This is a genomic window from Salmonella sp. SAL04157 (assembly GCF_046551635.1).
Taxonomy (GTDB): domain Bacteria; phylum Pseudomonadota; class Gammaproteobacteria; order Enterobacterales; family Enterobacteriaceae; genus Salmonella; species Salmonella enterica.
In genome coordinates this window covers 34,687-50,630 of the sequence record NZ_JBGDVS010000001.1, presented here as the reverse complement: position 1 = coordinate 50,630, position 15,944 = coordinate 34,687, and the positions used below count along the sequence as shown (strand labels likewise).

General features: G+C 50.3%; 21 protein-coding genes. 18 read left to right on the top strand and 3 right to left on the bottom strand.

What is annotated here, in order from left to right:
• The first annotated feature begins 83 nt into the window (after positions 1 to 83).
• The 6 genes from ACLJRE_RS00235 to ACLJRE_RS00210 all read left to right on the top strand — a co-directional run bounded on the left by ACLJRE_RS00235 (position 84) and on the right by ACLJRE_RS00210 (position 6,195).
• Positions 84 to 2,432, top strand: a complete 2,349-nt coding sequence (locus ACLJRE_RS00235; RefSeq protein WP_410957309.1) for a replication endonuclease — start codon at positions 84 to 86, stop codon at positions 2,430 to 2,432.
• Between the two features lie 152 nt (positions 2,433 to 2,584).
• Positions 2,585 to 2,773 (top strand): hypothetical protein, encoded by a 189-nt coding sequence (locus tag ACLJRE_RS00230; protein WP_001154434.1) that lies wholly within the window; start codon positions 2,585 to 2,587, stop codon positions 2,771 to 2,773.
• A 10-nt stretch (positions 2,774 to 2,783) separates the two neighbouring features.
• Positions 2,784 to 3,017, top strand: coding sequence for a DinI family protein (locus ACLJRE_RS00225; protein ID WP_001217566.1), 234 nt, complete (start codon positions 2,784 to 2,786; stop codon positions 3,015 to 3,017).
• A 73-nt stretch (positions 3,018 to 3,090) separates the two neighbouring features.
• Positions 3,091 to 3,351 (top strand): hypothetical protein, encoded by a 261-nt coding sequence (locus ACLJRE_RS00220; RefSeq protein ID WP_058657309.1) that lies wholly within the window; start codon positions 3,091 to 3,093, stop codon positions 3,349 to 3,351.
• Positions 3,352 to 3,399: 48 nt separating this feature from the next.
• On the top strand, positions 3,400 to 4,011 hold the full coding sequence (locus tag ACLJRE_RS00215; protein WP_058657308.1) for a hypothetical protein: 612 nt from the start codon (positions 3,400 to 3,402) through the stop codon (positions 4,009 to 4,011).
• A gap of 426 nt (positions 4,012 to 4,437) precedes the next feature.
• The gene (locus ACLJRE_RS00210; protein ID WP_058657307.1) at positions 4,438 to 6,195 is read left to right on the top strand and encodes a retron Ec67 family RNA-directed DNA polymerase/endonuclease; all 1,758 of its coding nucleotides are present in this window, start codon (positions 4,438 to 4,440) and stop codon (positions 6,193 to 6,195) included.
• Positions 6,196 to 6,244: 49 nt separating this feature from the next.
• Here the strand turns inward: ACLJRE_RS00210 and ACLJRE_RS00205 are convergent, their stop codons facing one another.
• Together ACLJRE_RS00205 and ACLJRE_RS00200 are read right to left on the bottom strand one after the other, a co-directional pair.
• Positions 6,245 to 7,276 (bottom strand): phage portal protein, encoded by a 1,032-nt coding sequence (locus tag ACLJRE_RS00205; RefSeq protein ID WP_058657306.1) that lies wholly within the window; start codon positions 7,274 to 7,276, stop codon positions 6,245 to 6,247.
• Positions 7,276 to 9,042 (bottom strand): terminase ATPase subunit family protein, encoded by a 1,767-nt coding sequence (locus tag ACLJRE_RS00200; RefSeq protein ID WP_058657305.1) that lies wholly within the window; start codon positions 9,040 to 9,042, stop codon positions 7,276 to 7,278. Before ACLJRE_RS00200 ends, ACLJRE_RS00205 begins: the two co-directional genes overlap by 1 nt.
• Before the next feature lie 142 nt (positions 9,043 to 9,184).
• Here ACLJRE_RS00200 and ACLJRE_RS00195 point away from each other — a divergent pair, with 142 nt between their 5' ends.
• From ACLJRE_RS00195 to ACLJRE_RS00140, 12 genes are all read left to right on the top strand, one after another.
• Entirely contained in the window at positions 9,185 to 10,018 is an 834-nt protein-coding gene (locus ACLJRE_RS00195; RefSeq protein WP_058657304.1) for a GPO family capsid scaffolding protein, read from the top strand.
• Between the two features lie 16 nt (positions 10,019 to 10,034).
• The gene (locus ACLJRE_RS00190; protein WP_079983412.1) at positions 10,035 to 11,093 is read left to right on the top strand and encodes a phage major capsid protein, P2 family; all 1,059 of its coding nucleotides are present in this window, start codon (positions 10,035 to 10,037) and stop codon (positions 11,091 to 11,093) included.
• A gap of 3 nt (positions 11,094 to 11,096) precedes the next feature.
• Positions 11,097 to 11,747: a terminase endonuclease subunit gene (locus tag ACLJRE_RS00185; RefSeq protein WP_058657302.1), complete on the top strand. Its 651-nt coding sequence runs from the start codon at positions 11,097 to 11,099 to the stop codon at positions 11,745 to 11,747.
• Positions 11,748 to 11,842: 95 nt separating this feature from the next.
• Positions 11,843 to 12,307 (top strand): head completion/stabilization protein, encoded by a 465-nt coding sequence (locus tag ACLJRE_RS00180; protein WP_000673520.1) that lies wholly within the window; start codon positions 11,843 to 11,845, stop codon positions 12,305 to 12,307.
• Positions 12,307 to 12,510 carry a tail protein X gene (locus tag ACLJRE_RS00175; RefSeq protein ID WP_000868175.1) on the top strand — a complete coding sequence of 68 codons (204 nt, stop codon included), beginning with the start codon at positions 12,307 to 12,309 and terminating at the stop codon, positions 12,508 to 12,510. The genes ACLJRE_RS00180 and ACLJRE_RS00175 overlap by 1 nt, the downstream gene beginning before the upstream one ends.
• A 3-nt stretch (positions 12,511 to 12,513) precedes the next feature.
• On the top strand, positions 12,514 to 12,729 hold the full coding sequence (locus ACLJRE_RS00170; RefSeq protein ID WP_000171568.1) for an HP1 family phage holin: 216 nt from the start codon (positions 12,514 to 12,516) through the stop codon (positions 12,727 to 12,729).
• A complete protein-coding gene (locus ACLJRE_RS00165; protein WP_170976059.1) occupies positions 12,710 to 13,222 on the top strand; it encodes a lysozyme in 513 nt (170 codons plus the stop codon). The genes ACLJRE_RS00170 and ACLJRE_RS00165 overlap by 20 nt, the downstream gene beginning before the upstream one ends.
• 1 nt (position 13,223) lies before the next feature.
• Positions 13,224 to 13,601, top strand: coding sequence for a DNZ54_00345 family protein (locus ACLJRE_RS00160; protein ID WP_000727849.1), 378 nt, complete (start codon positions 13,224 to 13,226; stop codon positions 13,599 to 13,601).
• Positions 13,598 to 14,026, top strand: coding sequence for an Rz-like lysis system protein LysB (lysB, locus tag ACLJRE_RS00155; RefSeq protein ID WP_001574811.1), 429 nt, complete (start codon positions 13,598 to 13,600; stop codon positions 14,024 to 14,026). Before ACLJRE_RS00160 ends, lysB begins: the two co-directional genes overlap by 4 nt.
• Positions 13,911 to 14,159, top strand: a complete 249-nt coding sequence (gene lysC / locus ACLJRE_RS00150; protein WP_214292207.1) for an Rz1-like lysis system protein LysC — start codon at positions 13,911 to 13,913, stop codon at positions 14,157 to 14,159. Before lysB ends, lysC begins: the two co-directional genes overlap by 116 nt.
• On the top strand, positions 14,122 to 14,553 hold the full coding sequence (locus tag ACLJRE_RS00145) for a phage tail protein (RefSeq protein ID WP_001039937.1): 432 nt from the start codon (positions 14,122 to 14,124) through the stop codon (positions 14,551 to 14,553). Before lysC ends, ACLJRE_RS00145 begins: the two co-directional genes overlap by 38 nt.
• Positions 14,546 to 14,992 carry a phage virion morphogenesis protein gene (locus tag ACLJRE_RS00140; protein ID WP_000829151.1) on the top strand — a complete coding sequence of 149 codons (447 nt, stop codon included), beginning with the start codon at positions 14,546 to 14,548 and terminating at the stop codon, positions 14,990 to 14,992. The genes ACLJRE_RS00145 and ACLJRE_RS00140 overlap by 8 nt, the downstream gene beginning before the upstream one ends.
• Before the next feature lie 26 nt (positions 14,993 to 15,018).
• Here the strand turns inward: ACLJRE_RS00140 and ACLJRE_RS00135 are convergent, their stop codons facing one another.
• Positions 15,019 to 15,885 carry a hypothetical protein gene (locus ACLJRE_RS00135; protein ID WP_000192047.1) on the bottom strand — a complete coding sequence of 289 codons (867 nt, stop codon included), beginning with the start codon at positions 15,883 to 15,885 and terminating at the stop codon, positions 15,019 to 15,021.
• Positions 15,886 to 15,944: the final 59 nt, after the last annotated feature.

The window sequence follows — 15,944 nt, the reverse complement described above, 5'->3', positions numbered from 1 at the left end:
TCACTACAGGCCGTCTTGCCGCCACATTTGTAACTGAAAATCCCGGTAGCGTTGAGAATGTTGCCGGGCCTTATTCGTGGAATTTGCCCAAACAAGCGGTTAACCCGTATCTGGACCCGGCGGACGTTGCGCCGGTGTCTGCACTTTCAAACCTGATCACTCTGTACGCTGCGGATAACGAGCAGGAGCAACTGCGCCGTGAGGCGTTGAGTGATGAGATTTGGGAACGCTATTTCTTTAATGAATCCCGTGATCCTGTCCAGCGTGAAATTGAGCAGGATCGGCTGATTAGCCATACCAAAATGGCCCGCGAACAGCAGCGCGTTAATCCAGATTTGGTGATTATTGCCGATGTAAGCGCCATGCCTGCCCATATCAGCAAGCCTCTGCTGGAGCGGATTAAATACTTCCATAGCCTGGGCAGGGCTAAAGCTTATTCCCGCTATCTGCGCGAAACAATCAGGCCTTGTCTTGAGCGGCTGGAGCGCGTGCGTGACAGCCAGGTGTCTGCGTCTTTCCGGTTCATGGCGAGCCAGGACGGGCTGGAGGGGCTACTGGTACTGCCTGAAATGAGTCAGGATCAGGTCAAACGTCTGTCCACGTTGGTTGCGGCACATATGAGCATGTGCCTTGATGCTGCCTGCGGTGATCTGTTTGTTGCTGAAGATGTTAAACCAGAAGAAATCCGCCAGGCATGGGAAAGGGTTGCTGCAGAAGCCATGCGCCTTGAGGTCATCCCTCCTGCCTTTGAGAAGTTACGCCGCAAAAAGCGCCGCCGCAAGTCGGTGCCTTATGAACTGATCCCACCGTCGCTGGCGCGCATGCTGTGCGCGGACTGGTGGTATCGCAAATTGTGGCAGATGCGCTGTGAGTGGCGGGAGGAGCAACTGCGTGCCGTCTGCCTGGTCAACAAGAAAGCGTCCCCGTATGTCAGCTATGAAGCCGTGATCCACAAACGCGAGCAGCGGCGTAAATCGCTGGAGTTCTTCCGCTCGCATGAGCTGGTCAACGAAGACGGTGACACGCTGGACATGGAAGATGTGGTGAACGCCAGCAACAGCAACCCGGCGCACCGCCGTAATGAAATGATGGCCTGTGTTAAAGGGCTGGAGCTGATCGCGGAAATGCGCGGAGACTGCGCGGTGTTTTATACCATCACCTGCCCGTCACGTTTCCACGCAACCCTCAATAATGGCAGACCTAATCCGAAATGGACCAGCGCCACTGTCCGGCAGAGCAGTGATTATCTGGTTGATACGTTCGCCGCTTTTCGCAAGGCCATGCACAAGGCCGGGCTGCGCTGGTACGGCGTCCGCGTTGCAGAGCCTCACCATGACGGCACCGTGCACTGGCATCTTCTGTGCTTTATGCGCAAAAAAGACCGTCGCTCCATCACCGCGCTGCTGCGTAAGTTTGCAATCCGTGAAGACCGCGAGGAGCTGGGCACCAATACCGGGCCGCGCTTCAAGTCTGAGCTAATCAACCCGCGCAAGGGCACGCCGACCAGCTACATCGCTAAATACATCAGTAAGAACATCGACGGGCGCGGGCTGGCTAAAGAAATCAGTAAAGAAACTGGCAGGTCACTGCGTGACAGCGCCGAGCATGTCAGCGCCTGGGCGTCACTGCACCGTGTCCAGCAATTTCGTTTCTTTGGTATTCCGGGACGTCAGGTATACCGTGAGCTGCGCTTGCTGGCTGGTCAGGCGGCGAGAGTGCAGGGCGAACGCAAAGCGGGTGCGCCGGTACTGGATAATCCGCGTCTGGATGCGGTACTGGCAGCTGCAGATGCGGGTTGCTTTGCCACCTACATCATGAAGCAGGGCGGTGTACTGGTCCCCCGCAAACATCATCTTGTCCGCACGGCTTATGAGCTTAACGACGAACCGAGCGCCTACGGCGATCACGGTATCCGTATCTATGGAATCTGGTCCCCGATTGTAGAGGGCAAGATTTGCACGCACGCGATGAAGTGGAAAAAGGTTCGTAAGGCCGTTGACGTTCAGGAGGCGGTAGCCGACCAAGGCGCTTGCGCCCCTTGGACTCGTGGCAATAACTGTCCCCTTGCTGAAAATTTGTACCAACAAGGGAAAGACAAATCAGCTGATGGAGATACCAGAACGGATATCACCCGCATGGATGACAAGGAGTTGCACGATTACCTGCACAGTATGAGCAAAAAAGAGCGCCGGGAACTGGCAGCAAGGTTACGCCTGGTGAAACCGAAACGGCGTAAAGACTACAAACAGCGAATTACAGGCCATCAGCGACTGCAGCTCGTGTATGAACTGAAGTCCAGGGGATTTGATGGCAGCGAGAAAGAGGTCGATTTACTGCTTCGCGGCGGCAGTATTCCGTCAGGAGCAGGCCTGCGTATCTTCTATCGGAACCAGCGTTTGCAGGAAGATGATAAGTGGCGAAACCTGTATTAATTACGCGGGTTAACAATTCGTGCTCTTAATAATACCAGGCATATCAGGCTGATGAGCGTAAAAAAACGTTTTACATCAGTAAGATTATTATATACTGTAAATATAAACAGTGGTTATGTATACAGTGTTGCTTTGGTGTCATAGGAGGAAAGATGCAGGACTATTTTTTGGAGTCTTTGAAGCTCCAGCGCATTGATTTTTTTCTTAAGCTTGTAGCGGCTAGTGAGTGTAGTGATGAAGAGAAGGGGCTGGCCCTGCAGTGGGTTTCTGAATTGACAGATGAACTCATGGCAAAAATCAGAACCCACGAATACAACCGCTCAATGGATGTCATCAGCTGAGGTGACTTTTATGCGCATTGAAATAATGATCGATAAAGAGCAGAAGATTAGCCAGTCTACCCTGGACGCTCTGGAGTCCGAGCTTTACCGCAACCTGCAACCCATCTATCCCAAGACCGCTATCCGCATCCGTAAAGGGTCGGCAAACGGCGTTGAGCTGAGTGGCTTAAAGCTTGATGAAGACAAAAAGCGGGTGATGGAAATTATGCAACAGGTTTGGGAAGACGACAGCTGGCTGCACTAAGGAACGTTCCTGATGTAAGAACTTGAATCTGACGTCAGCAAGGTTGAACAACGAGAGTAGCGAGGCGTTAGCCATGGGTAAAAAAGACAGTAATCACCAGATTATTTATCGGGGCCAGGTGCTGGAACGGTTTACCCTTGGCGACTGGGTCTTCTTTCAACGCCCAAAGGAGTGTGGCGGAGGTTTTTGGTTGGGCCGCATCTATGAAGACTGCTTCTGGCTTGAGCTGGAATTCCCCGTTTCGCTATATGACGGCCTGGGGTTTTTGATGGAAGTCACTAGGGTAGAGCAGAGAAGTGATGAGGTTGACGCGAATTATCCCCTGTTTGATTAAAAATGTATTAGCTTATAATGGAATACTATTTTTGCAGGTGGGGGCGCAATGGATTTAGTCTTTAAAGTTCTGGCTTCGTTGGGTGGGGTGTCTTTTGTTGCATCTGGCATATTTGTTTGGATCGGGAAAGTTTATTTAGAAAGATATAAGTCGCGGCTAAACAAAGATATTGCTGAATTTCAATCACAACTGAGTGCAACTAATGAAAGAATAAAGGCTAAGTTAGACAATTCTGTTTATGTAACGAAAGCGTATTTTGATAAGGAGTTATCAGCATATAGTCTCATTTGGAATTCGATGTTTGAAACCAGAGAAAGCGTGCTTAAGCTGAGGCCTGCGCTGGATCATGTTGACCCCAACGAACCATTTGAAGAGAGAAAATTTAGAAGGTTGAAAGTTTTTTTTGATGCATTTAACACTTTTGTTACAAGTGTTGAATCTAACAAACCGTTCATCTCACCAGAGGTTTATATAATCTTGGACCGTTTCCGGAAGGAATGCCTTTCAGAGTCAATATCGTTTCAGCATAGCGATCCAGAATTTGACGGGCAAAATTATTGGAAAGAGGCGGAGTTGAACCGTACAACCATCACCAAGCTTTTTGATGAGACGTGTGATGCAATTCGAGACAGGATGCACACATTAACTGTGGTTACGTAGGTTTCCAAAAAGTCTCGATGCCCGCTTTGGAGATTGTGCATGTCTATGCCGCATGAATCCGCATGATCGTTTGAGGATCGTTTTAGCTGAGGCCCGCCAGGAGTGGCGGGCTTTTGCTTATGTCATGCAGGCGCATGAAAACCACTACATAAAGCGGGCAGGCGTGGCGGGGATACGAGCGCGCGCAATGCTATGATCTGGCTCTTTCAAAACTGTTAACGGTTCTTCACATTCTTAAATGATCATGGTAGCTTAAGTATGCACATGTAGGCAGATTTGTTGGTTGTGGTATCGCAATCAGTGATCTAAATGTTAGATGGATTCGCCTTCTGACATCCTTGTAGCCATTCTTGGGCTGTCCTATGCTTTGCGTAAGAGTGCCTGCATGTGCCTACCCTAACTGATAATCAAGGCTGATTTTTAGATATGGCACCCCTATCAATTTTAGAACGTTTACAAAACGCTGCTAACAGGCAAGATTTGGCTAGTATCTTGAATCTTAAAACTGCTTTTCTTACGGATGTTATTTATCGTTTAAAAGCTGAAACGCAGTATACACAATTTACTATTCCTAAAAAAAACGGAGCGCCGAGAGTCATATCAGCACCTACCACTAAGCTCAAAGATATTCAACGTAGATTAGCTGATGTTTTATATTTATGTCGTGCAGAAATTTATAAAAGATATAATATATATCCAGTTTTATCTCATGGGTTTGAAAAAGAAAAGTCAATTATTACGAATGCTGAACGGCATAGAGGTAAAACGCTACTACTAAATATAGATCTTGAGGATTATTTTGATAGTTTTAATTTTGGACGTGTTAGAGGTTTTTTCTTATCAAACAGAGATTTTAGATTAAATAATACTGTTGCTACAACGATCGCACAAATTGCATGTTTTCAGAATGGACTTCCTCAAGGAAGCCCGTGCTCTCCAATTATAAGTAACTTAATCAGTGGAATTCTTGATATAAGATTATCAAAGTTAGCAAAGAAATACGGATGCAATTATTCACGGTATGCTGATGATCTTACATTTTCAACTAATAAAAAAACATTTCCAAAAGAGATTGCTGATGTTGGCGGAGAGTCTGTAACCCTAAGTCAAACTTTAATTAAAGAGATTATAAAGGCTGGCTTTAAAATAAATGATAAAAAGACAAGGGTTTGTTATAAAACATCACGACAAGATGTTACTGGATTGACTGTTAATAAAAAAGTGAATGTTGGCAAAGAATATGCAAAAGTAACGCGTGCCATGGCTCATTCTCTTTATAAAGATGGTTCTTTTGTTATTGTTACTGAATCAGGAAAGATTGAAAAAGGTACATGTGCTAAATTAGAAGGCCGTTTTGGATTCATTGACTCAATAGATAAATATAATAAATTAAAACTAAAGAACGCAAGACAGTTGGAAAAGTACCAAAGTGTAAATCATGGATTAAACTACACTGCAAAATTGAATTCGAGAGAAAAATCCTACAGTTATTTTCTATACTATAAAAATTTTCATGGAATGGAAATGCCAACAATACTCACTGAGGGTAAAACAGACCGTGTATATTTAAAGTGTGCTTTGAAGTCATTGGCGAATTCATATCCTTTATTGTTTAATTCTGCTGATGATAGCTCTAAAAATGAGTATCGTGTTAATTTTTTTAAAGCAACTGAAAAAACAAGCTATTTTCTTGACATTTCTGGCGGTGCTACAGACTTCAAAAGATTTATATTAAGATACCAAGAACAAAAAAAGAGGTTCGAGAAATTTAAACCAAAGCACCCTGTTATTATGCTTCTTGATAATGACTCAGGCCCTAAAGATTTATTAAATCACTTAAAGGATAAAGTAAAAAATTGTCCAAATGATGTTGATGCTATTCGTAAGGCAAGGTATACCCACATATTTGACAATCTCTATTTGTTATTAACACCATTGCTTCCTGGAGGGAAAGAGTCTTGTATGGAGGATTTATTTGATAGCACGGTACTATCAACGGTGCTTGATGGAAAGACATTTAATAAATCTAATGATACGGATACAAAAACAGAATATGGTAAGCATGTGTTTTCAACAAAAGTTATAAAGGCAAATTGTAAAGCAATTAGTTTTGAAAAGTTTAAAGTTATTTTTGATGGTATTGAGGAAATTATTGCAGATTATTCAAAGAGGTGTAAAGTATAACTGTAATTACAGGCAAAGAGTATGGTCTTTGCCTTGTATTGTGGGACGATTACATATCTAAGTTATATTCTGTAAATGCGATAATATCTGTACCTAACCAGACATTAATCTCCTTGATCCGTTTTTGCATTGATATTAATTCGTTTCTTACGAATACCTTACTAGCCTTCTCCACATCCCCAAACCCCCCGACATTATTAGGCATAATCCCCATCATTTGCGGCGGCACACGATGCGCAGCCATCATGTCATCCCGGCTCACGTTCTTGATGTTAAGAAATTCATCCTTCGCCGCGACTTCTGACAACGGGATAATCTGAAGACCATCCTTTTTGCCGTTAGGCGAGTACATAAACAGGTTGCGGAAGTTGCCTGGACCTTTGGCACTTTTCATCGCGTTGCGAAGGTTATTCACATCCTCCTGGTTCTGCGCGGCGTCGGTCATATACATGATGAAGCCAGCATGACTGCCGTTAATGTAATACTTGCGACGGAACAGCGTGGCGGACTCGTTGAGCAGGGCTGACGGAATGGCAGAAAGATAACCGGGCAGGCCGTAGATCTCCTGGTTGATGTCCGGTTCCATCAGATGAAAAATGCTGCCTTTCGTGAACTGATACGGCTGGGTTGTCATACCGTATTGCACAAACCAGTAGGTATCCAGGTCTAACCCGCGTCGGGTGTATTTTGCCAGCGCAGGCTCAAGGGCGATAACTTCACCGAATCGGTTCGTGCGTTTCTCCAGGTAGGCGTTACCAAATACCAGATAGTCCTGCACAAAACGCGAAAAAGCCTGCTGGCTGAGCAGCGGATGAGGGATATAGGTACTGGTGAGAATGTTGCACTTTACTGCAATCGGGGAACTGTGATGCACGGCGGCGCGGAAGGTGCGCGCCAGTCCGTCAAAGCTGACGGGCGGCTCATACCAACGGTCCATCTGTACGCATTCCACATAGTCCAGCAGTTCTCGGCGGTCCAGAACAGGAACGGGATCGCCGAAGCTGAATGCTTCGGCTGTAGTTTGACTTTTAAGCTGGATCTGTTTCGTCGCCGCAGCGCGATTCTTCTTACTCTTTCCCATCAAAAAATCTCCACAATATTGCTGGTATTGGCGGATTCGCCCTGCAGCGGTTCGTTAAACAGTGCATGCATTGTTGCCCAGGCCAGATCGGCGTGGCTGGCTTCTTCGCTGCGGCTGGCTTCATAGGTCGGGCGGTTGCCACTGGCGGTGGTGGCGCGACGGATTGCCATAAAGGACTGCGCTATGTCGGTGTGTCCGGCGTCAAACTCCAGACGGCGGTGGCTGATAATGTCGTAGGCCTTGAGTACCAAGGCGTTTTTAACGTTGGGGTTGTAGACAAACTCCCGGACGGCAGGAAAAAACGCTTTCACGTTCTCGTAAACCCCGTGACCAACGCCGGTTGAGTCGATACCGATATAGGTCACGTTGTACTGTTCGGTCAGTTTTTTGATGGCGTCAGCCTGGGCGCGGAAGTCCATCCCGCGCCACTGGTGACGCTCAAGAATGCGGAACTTACCACCTGGCACGGCTGGCGGCGCCACCACCACGCATCCGGCGCTGTCGCCGTTCTGCGTACCTTTCGCCGGGTCATAACCGATCCACACTTCGCGCCAGCCAAACGGGCGCAGAGCCAGTGCATGAAAGTCGGTCCAGACTTCCCAGCTGTCCACCATGCACGCCTGCAGCTCGCTGAGCGGAAACACGGATGCGAGATCGTCCACAAACTCGCACATCAGCAGGTTCTGGTATTCGTCCGGGCTGTACTCCATGCGCAACTGGTCAAGGTCGAACAGGTTACAGCCGCCGCGCACCGCATCTTCCACGGTGACTATCTGGCGGTATTGCCCGTCTGCGCACAGCAGGCCGGGGGCCAGATTGCTGTGGGACAGGTCGATGTCCACCTTATCGGCTTTGTTGCGCCCACGGTTGAACAGCGCGCCGGACCAGAACGGATAAGCACTGTGTGTCAGGCTGGATGGCGTGGAAAAATAGGTCTGTCGCCATTTCTTGTGAATAGCCATACCGGAAGCCACTTTGCGCAGCTCCTGGAATTTTGGTATCCAGAAATATTCATCCAGATACAGGTTGCCGTGATAACTCTGGGCCGTGCGGGCATTGGTGCCGAGGAAGTAAAGCGTGGCCCCGTTAGGAAGCACCATCGGATCGCCTTTCAGCTCCACTTCGACTTCTTTGGCGAAGTCGATGATGTACTGCTTAAAGACGTGGGCCTGTGCCTTACTGGCGGAAAGGAAAATCTGGTTACGCCCGGTAAGCAGGGCGTCAATCAGGGCTTCACGGGCAAAGTAAAAGGTCGCGCCGATCTGGCGTGACTTCAGCAGGTTGCGGATGCGGTTGGTTTTTCCGGCTTCCCACCAGTGGCGCTGGTAGTTGAACATGGAGGAATGGAAGATTTCTTCCAGCTTCTCAATCTGTTCATCGGTGAAAACATTCTTTTCCGGCTGACGGCGCGGGCTTTTGTTGCGGTTGGCGACGTTAGGGTTTAAGTCGGCTTCGTTGCCACCATTGTTAAACTTGCCGATCCGCGCGTGGCGCTCAGACTGGCGCGCCAGCAGGTCAATCTCTTTGAAATCTTTCCCTTCTTTGTGCTCCTTCATAATAAGCTGGCAGTAGCGTGCGGCGGTGGTGAGCTGCATCTGATCCAGCGGCCCATAGTCACCCCACTTGTCGCGTTTTTTCCAGCTGTGAACGGTTGCAACTTTCTCGCCCAGCATTTCAGCAATGCGGGCTACGCGGTATCCCTGAAAGTACAGCAGCATGGCCTGCCGACGGGGATCGAGATCTGCGGGTGTCAGTATGGTGTTCATGGCACAAACCTACAGCCTTGAATGAAGGCTTTCCCCGCCTGCGGTTTGTGTGGTTGTCGGTACAAATACCGCGCATTGTTTCACTGCCCCCATCACCGCAACCATAAGGCTCCAGTAAGTTTTTTCTAACGGAGCACGGCTCATGACAGTGAAAGCAAAGCGTTTTCGCATCGGGGTGGAAGGTGCCACCACCGACGGACGCGAAATCCAGCGTGAATGGCTGGAACAGATGGCAGCCAGCTACAATCCGGCGGTGTATACCGCGCTGATTAACCTTGAGCACATCAAGTCTTATCTGCCGGACAGCACCTTTAACCGCTACGGCAAGGTGACGGCGCTGTTTGCTGAAGAAATCACGGAAGGTCCGCTGGCGGGCAAGATGGCACTGTATGCCGACGTTGAGCCAACGGAGTCCCTGGTGGAGCTGGTGAAAAAAGGCCAGAAATTATTCACCTCTATGGAAGTCAGCCCGAAGTTTGCTGATACGGGCAAAGCCTACCTGGTCGGTCTGGCTGCCACTGATGATCCCGCCAGTCTGGGTACGGAAATGCTGACATTCAGCGCCAGTGCAGCCCATAACCCGCTGGCAAACCGCAAGCAGAATCCCGCCAATCTCTTTACCGCTGCAGAGGAAACGGTGATCGAACTGGAAGAAGTCCAGGACGACAAACCGTCCCTGTTTGCCCGCGTCACGGCGCTGTTTACCAAAAAAGAGCAGTCCGATGACGCCCGGTTCTCTGATGTGCATAAGGCCGTGGAGCTGGTCGCCACTGAGCAGCAGAACCTGAGCGCACGCACCGAAAAATCCCTGTCTGAGCAGGAAGAACGCCTGTCTGAGCTGGAGACTGCTCTGCAGGAGCAGCAAACCGCCTTTAACGAACTGGTGAATAAGCTGAGTCATGAAGACAGCCGCCAGGACTACCGCCAGCGTGCAACAGGCGGTAACGCCCCCGCTGACACTCTGACCAATTGCTGATGGAGCACAAAACCCGATGAAGAAGAATACCCGCTTTGCTTTTAACGCTTACCTGCAGCAGCTGGCGCGTCTGAACGGTGTGGCCGTTGAAGAACTGTCCAGCAAGTTCACTGTAGAGCCGTCTGTGCAGCAGACGCTGGAAGACCAGATCCAGCAGTCCGCCGCATTCCTGACGCTGATTAACGTCACGCCAGTGACTGAGCAGTCCGGCCAGCTGCTGGGGCTGGGTGTTGGCAGCACCATTGCCGGAACCACTGACACCACTGCGAAAGAGCGTGAACCTGTCGATCCGACGCTGATGGTCGATGTGGAATATAAATGCGAGCAGACCAACTTTGACACGGTGCTGACCTACGCGAAGCTGGACCTGTGGGCGAAGTTTCAGGATTTCCAGGTGCGTATCCGTGACGCCATCGTGAAACGTCAGGCACTGGACCGCATCATGATCGGCTTTAACGGCGTGAAGCGTGCGAAAACCTCCAACCGTAGTGAAAACCCGCTGCTGCAGGATGTGAATAAAGGCTGGCTGCAGAAAATCCGTGAGGATGCACCGGATCACGTCATGGGCAGCACCACCGCGGGCGGCGAAACCACACCGGGTGCGGTGAAAGTCGGGAAAGGTGGCGAATATGCCAACCTGGACGCTGTGGTGATGGATGCGGTCAATGAGCTTATCGACGTGGTCTACCAGGACGATGACGATCTGGTGGTGATTTGCGGTCGTGAACTGCTGTCTGACAAGTATTTCCCGCTGGTCAACAAAGAGCAGGAAAACAGTGAAAAATTGGCAGCCGATATGATTATCAGTCAGAAACGCATGGGCGGTCTGCAGGCCGTGCGTGCGCCGTTCTTCCCGCCGAATGCGCTGCTGATCACCCGTCTGGATAACTTGTCCATCTACTGGCAGGAAGACACCCGCCGCCGTTCAGTTATCGACAACCCGAAACGTGACCGGATTGAAAATTTTGAATCCGTTAACGAAGCCTACGTGGTTGAGGACTACCGCTGCGCCGCACTGGTGGAAAACATCCAGATTGGCGACTTCAGCGCCGCCGCAGCAGAAGCCGGAGCGTAAACCATGAGCCTGAGTCCCGCACGGCAGCATCGCCTGCGCGTTCAGGCTGAACAGGCCGCCCGCGAGGGCGGCAGCGTTCGCCACGCGTCGGGCTATGACCTGATGCTGCTGCAACTGGCGGAAGACCGCCGCCGTCTCAAGGGCGTTCAGTCCACGGTGAAAAAAGCGGATATAAAGGTGGAGCTGCTGCCGAAATATGCCGCCTGGGCGGAGGGCGTCCTGGCTGCCGGAGGCGCTCAACAGGATGACGTGCTGATGTACGTGATGCTGTGGCGCATTGATGCCGGAGATTATGCCGGGGCGCTGGAGATCGGGCGTCATGCCCTGCGTCATGGCTGGGTGATGCCGCTGGGTAACCGCAACGTGCAGACCGTGCTGGCAGAGGAAATGGCAGATGCAGCGCAGAGCGCAATGCTTGCCGCCACCGGCTTTGATGCCGATCTGTTGCTGCAGACGCTGGAGCTGACAGACGGTCTGGATATGCCGGACCAGTCACGGGCGCGTCTGCATAAAGCGATTGGCGCTGTCCTGAGTGAAAGCAATCCGGCTTCCGCCCTTAATCATCTCAACCATGCGTTACAGCTCGATCCCCGCTGTGGCGTGAAAAAAGACAAACAGCAGCTGGAGCGCAGACTGCGCAATGACAGCCGCTGACAGAACGTGCCCCCGCGCACGGGCGGCACGGGGTGGCGAAAGGCACTGCCACATCAAAACCCCGTCCACCGCCCTTTATTTCAGGAGAAAGCAGCATGAAGTTTGTTGCGCCAGAACAGGCACCGGAACAGGCGGAAATCATCAGAAATACGCCGTTCTGGCCTGATGTGGACCTGTCGGAGTTTCGCAGTGTCATGCGCACTGACGGCACGGTGACGCAGCCGCGTTTAAAGCAGGTTGCGCTGTCGGCAATTTCGGAGGTCAACGCAGAGCTGTATGAGTTTCGCAGACGCCAGCAGATGCTGGGGTATGCCTCGCTGGCAGAAGTCCCGGCGGAACAACTGGACGGCAAAAGCGAGCGCATTCAGCACTATTTCAACGCGGTTTACTGCTGGGCACGCGCCATGCTCAACGAACGTTACCAGGACTATGACGCCACGGCATCCGGTGCGAAGCGAGGCGAGGAACTGGCGGAAGCAAGCGGTGATTTATGGCGTGACGCCCGCTGGGCCATCAGCCGGGTGCAGGATGCGCCGCACTGCACAGTGGAGCTTATCTGATGAAAGTGCGTGCGCATCAGTATGACACGGTGGACGCACTTTGCTGGCGTCATTACGGGCGCACGCAGGGTGTCACGGAGCAGGTACTGAAGGCAAATCCGGGGCTTGCCGAATACGGCCCCTTTTTACCTCACGGGCTGCAGGTGGAGCTGCCGGACATTCCGACAACCACCACCGTGCAGACCGTCCAGCTATGGGACTGAATTATGACGCTTGAGCGAATCAGCGCCTTTATCACGTATTGCATCGCCGTCGTGCTGGCCTGGCTGGGCGATTTGTCCATCAAGGATGCCTCAACGCTGGGCGGCTTGATGATCGGTGTGCTGATGCTGGCTATCAACTGGTACTACAAACACAAAGCCTACCAGCTTCTGCGCGACGGGCAGATCTCGCGGGAGGACTATGAATCCATCAATCGTTAAACGCTGCCTTGTCGGGGCCGTGCTGGCTATTGCTGCCATGCTGCCGGGGTTTCAGCAGCTTCACACCTCCGTGGAGGGGCTGAAACTGATTGCCGATTACGAAGGCTGTCGTCTGCAGCCGTATCAGTGCAGCGCGGGTGTCTGGACCGACGGCATTGGTAATACATCGGGCGTCATTCCCGGCAAAACAATCACGGAACGACAGGCAGCAGAAGGGCTGATCTCCAACGTGCTGCGTGTGGAGCGGGCACTGGAAAGGTGTGTGAAGCAACAGCCACCACAGAAGGTGTATGACGCTACGGTGTCGTTTGCCTTCAACGTGGGGACGGGCAATGCCTGCAGCTCCACGCTGGTGAAATTGCTCAATCAGCGGCGCTGGGCGGATGCGTGCCGACAGTTGCCGCGCTGGGTTTATGTAAAAGGTGTGTTTAATCAGGGGCTGGATAACCGCCGTGCGCGGGAGATGGCCTGGTGCTTACAGGGAGCAAACTGAAATGAAAAAGAAATTAATCAGCGGACTGTTTCTGATGTTATGGATGGCGCTGTTAATCGCAGCAATGGTGTATCCGCAGGGGATTTTTCCGGTACTGGCAGCGTCCGGCGTTTGGGTAGCCTGTTTGCTGACATGGGCGGTAATTCCGGTAGCACTGGCTGCGTTAATTAAGAATGGCCCGCTCTGGCAGGAGTTAAGGGCATCTTTGCTGAAGACAATTACCCGAAAAGAAAACGTATTTATCAGTTGGGTGATGCGATTGCTGATTATCGTAAGTCTCGCCTGGACGGGGTGGGCCATTACCCTGGTCTTTTATCTGCTGACCGTTATTGCCTTCTGGATCACTCGTAACCAGATGGCGCAACAGGTAGCAGCATGAACCGGTTGCTGCTGGTTGTGCTGGCGTTATTACTGGCGTCGCTGGGCTGGCAGACGTGGCGGCTGGCTGATGCCAGCCAGACCATCAGCACGCAGGCAGACGAGCTGCGGAGCAAAAGTCAGGCACTGGCAAAGAGCAACAGCCAGCTTATCAGCCTGTCCATTCTGACTGAAACCAATAACCGGGAGCAGGCGCGGCTCTATGCCGAAGCAGAACAGACCAGCGCGCTGCTGAGACAACGACAACATCGGATTGAGGAACTGAAACGTGAGAACGAGGATTTACGCCGCTGGGCTGATACTCCTTTGCCTGCTGACATTATCCGGCTGCGGGAACGTCCGGCACTCACCGGAGGTGCAGCTTACCGTCAGTGGTTGTCCGCGAGTGACGCCGTGTCAGCTGGATCAGGCAGCGCCACACAATAACGGTGATCTGAACGCATTGCTGGATGAAACGGAGGCCGCCTGGGCGGTCTGTGCAGACAAAGTGGACATGATTATTGCGTGTCAGGAGCGAAACAGTGAACAAACCACAATCCCTGCGCCACGCCCTCAATAAAGCAGTGCCTTATGTCCGTAATAACCCGGACAAACTGCATCTGTTTGTGGATAACGGTTCGCTGGTTGCCACGGGGGCCAGCTCCATGTCATGGGAGTACCGTTACACCCTGAACGCGGTGATTGAGGATTTCAGCGGCGACCAGAATCTGCTGATGGCCCCGGTCTTGCTGTGGCTGCGGGATAACCAGCCCGATGCCATCAATAATCCGGCGTTACGGGAAAAGTTATTCACCTTTGAGGTGGATATTCTGCGCAACGATGTCTGTGATATCAGCCTTAACCTGCAACTGACGGAGCGTGTGCTGGTCAGCACTGACGGCAGTGTGTCGAGCGTTGAAGCTGTAGCAGAGCCCGATGAACCTGAAGAAATGTGGACGGTGAAACGTGGCTGAACTGCAGAAGGTGGACGACTGGCTGAGTGCTTTGCTGGCGAATCTGGAGCCAGCCACAAGAAGCCGCATGATGCGTCAGCTGGCGCAGGAACTGCGCCGGACACAGCAGCAGAACATCAGGATGCAGCGCAATCCAGATGGCAGCAGTTATGAACCGCGTAGGGTAACAGCACGCAGCAAAAAGGGGCGCATCAAACGTCAGATGTTTACAAAGCTGCGCACCACCAAATACCTTCAAACTACCGCCAGCGCCAATTCTGCCAGCGTGCAGTTTGAAGGTAAGGTGCAGCGCATTGCCCGCGTTCACCATTACGGCCTGCGTGATCGCGTCAGTCGTAAAGGGCCAGAGGTCCGTTACGCAGAGCGTCGCCTTCTTGGTGTAAATGATGATGTGGAAACTGTCATTCAGGATGCTTTGCTAAATTGGTTACAGAGATAAATAAAACCACATTTATAAAATTTAGTTTACTTTTTACTGATAAATGGATTCCTATCAATCCATGAGTCCCAGTTTATATAATTGTCATCAAATCCTATGAATTTCATTAGTACAAGTGGCACCAGTAAATTCAAATTTGATGAGTAATCTTGAATTTCAATTTTGCCATCTGAGTTTTTTTCATCAAGATAGGCAATGTATTTACCATTGTGGAACAGCGAGTGACGGAGTTTGCAGTAATGCATAATGTTTCTTTGAGCTAATGTATGTCCTGTTTTTTCGACATTAAAACCATATTCTTTTAAAACCTGAGTGATTATTTGTGGTGTTTTGGCAGGGGAGTAGTCATTTTTAATAAATCTGCAAAGTGCTTCTAGTGCCGAGAATAATAAATAATATCTGACGTCGATATAATTTATTGAGTCGCGGAAAGCTAGCATTGATTTAAAAAATGATGTTCTAAAGGCATCTTGTTTTAGCATGGCTTTACTATTTAGTTTTTCCATGGCTAAGCAAATAAAATTTTCTCGGCTGTTTGGTGCAAAATAATCTTCCATGATGATAATGCCCGCACCCTTATCTCTTTTTTTGTCAAGCTTTTTGGGTAGAGATGGTTTGAAATTGAAAGGGGTTTCATCATTTTCAAGTTCTCCTGAAATGATTACATTTTTTTGTTCAATGAAACTAAGAACTGCTTGTAAATCAAAAATAAGCTGCTGTTGAGCGGCGTAGTTATTCGAGTTTGGTTTGAAAAAACCAGTGAGGATGTACCTATCATTAGCCCAGCCATTTTTTTTTAACTCACTCCATGAACTGAAAATAGGAGTTAACTCACCACCGTCAAATGTGATTTTTTTAGTGAAATTAAATCCATAAATTGCGATTTGTGTCATCTTAAATACCTTAGAAATTGTTTCTCTTTTGTGTGGTTCTCCATACATACGCTCTGTAT

Bases quoted from the DNA above. Each gene is read 5' to 3' on its own strand.
- ACLJRE_RS00230 (WP_001154434.1), top strand. From the start codon at position 2,585: ATGCAGGACTATTTTTTGGAGTCTTTGAAGCTCCAGCGCATTGATTTT.
- ACLJRE_RS00225 (WP_001217566.1), top strand. From the start codon at position 2,784: ATGCGCATTGAAATAATGATCGATAAAGAGCAGAAGATTAGCCAGTCT.
- ACLJRE_RS00220 (WP_058657309.1), top strand. From the start codon at position 3,091: ATGGGTAAAAAAGACAGTAATCACCAGATTATTTATCGGGGCCAGGTG.
- ACLJRE_RS00215 (WP_058657308.1), top strand. From the start codon at position 3,400: ATGGATTTAGTCTTTAAAGTTCTGGCTTCGTTGGGTGGGGTGTCTTTT.
- ACLJRE_RS00210 (WP_058657307.1), top strand. From the start codon at position 4,438: ATGGCACCCCTATCAATTTTAGAACGTTTACAAAACGCTGCTAACAGG.
- ACLJRE_RS00205 (WP_058657306.1), bottom strand. From the start codon at position 7,276: ATGGGAAAGAGTAAGAAGAATCGCGCTGCGGCGACGAAACAGATCCAG.
- ACLJRE_RS00200 (WP_058657305.1), bottom strand. From the start codon at position 9,042: ATGAACACCATACTGACACCCGCAGATCTCGATCCCCGTCGGCAGGCC.
- ACLJRE_RS00195 (WP_058657304.1), top strand. From the start codon at position 9,185: ATGACAGTGAAAGCAAAGCGTTTTCGCATCGGGGTGGAAGGTGCCACC.
- ACLJRE_RS00190 (WP_079983412.1), top strand. From the start codon at position 10,035: ATGAAGAAGAATACCCGCTTTGCTTTTAACGCTTACCTGCAGCAGCTG.
- ACLJRE_RS00185 (WP_058657302.1), top strand. From the start codon at position 11,097: ATGAGCCTGAGTCCCGCACGGCAGCATCGCCTGCGCGTTCAGGCTGAA.
- ACLJRE_RS00180 (WP_000673520.1), top strand. From the start codon at position 11,843: ATGAAGTTTGTTGCGCCAGAACAGGCACCGGAACAGGCGGAAATCATC.
- ACLJRE_RS00175 (WP_000868175.1), top strand. From the start codon at position 12,307: ATGAAAGTGCGTGCGCATCAGTATGACACGGTGGACGCACTTTGCTGG.
- ACLJRE_RS00170 (WP_000171568.1), top strand. From the start codon at position 12,514: ATGACGCTTGAGCGAATCAGCGCCTTTATCACGTATTGCATCGCCGTC.
- ACLJRE_RS00165 (WP_170976059.1), top strand. From the start codon at position 12,710: ATGAATCCATCAATCGTTAAACGCTGCCTTGTCGGGGCCGTGCTGGCT.
- ACLJRE_RS00160 (WP_000727849.1), top strand. From the start codon at position 13,224: ATGAAAAAGAAATTAATCAGCGGACTGTTTCTGATGTTATGGATGGCG.
- lysB (WP_001574811.1), top strand. From the start codon at position 13,598: ATGAACCGGTTGCTGCTGGTTGTGCTGGCGTTATTACTGGCGTCGCTG.
- ACLJRE_RS00135 (WP_000192047.1), bottom strand. From the start codon at position 15,885: ATGACACAAATCGCAATTTATGGATTTAATTTCACTAAAAAAATCACA.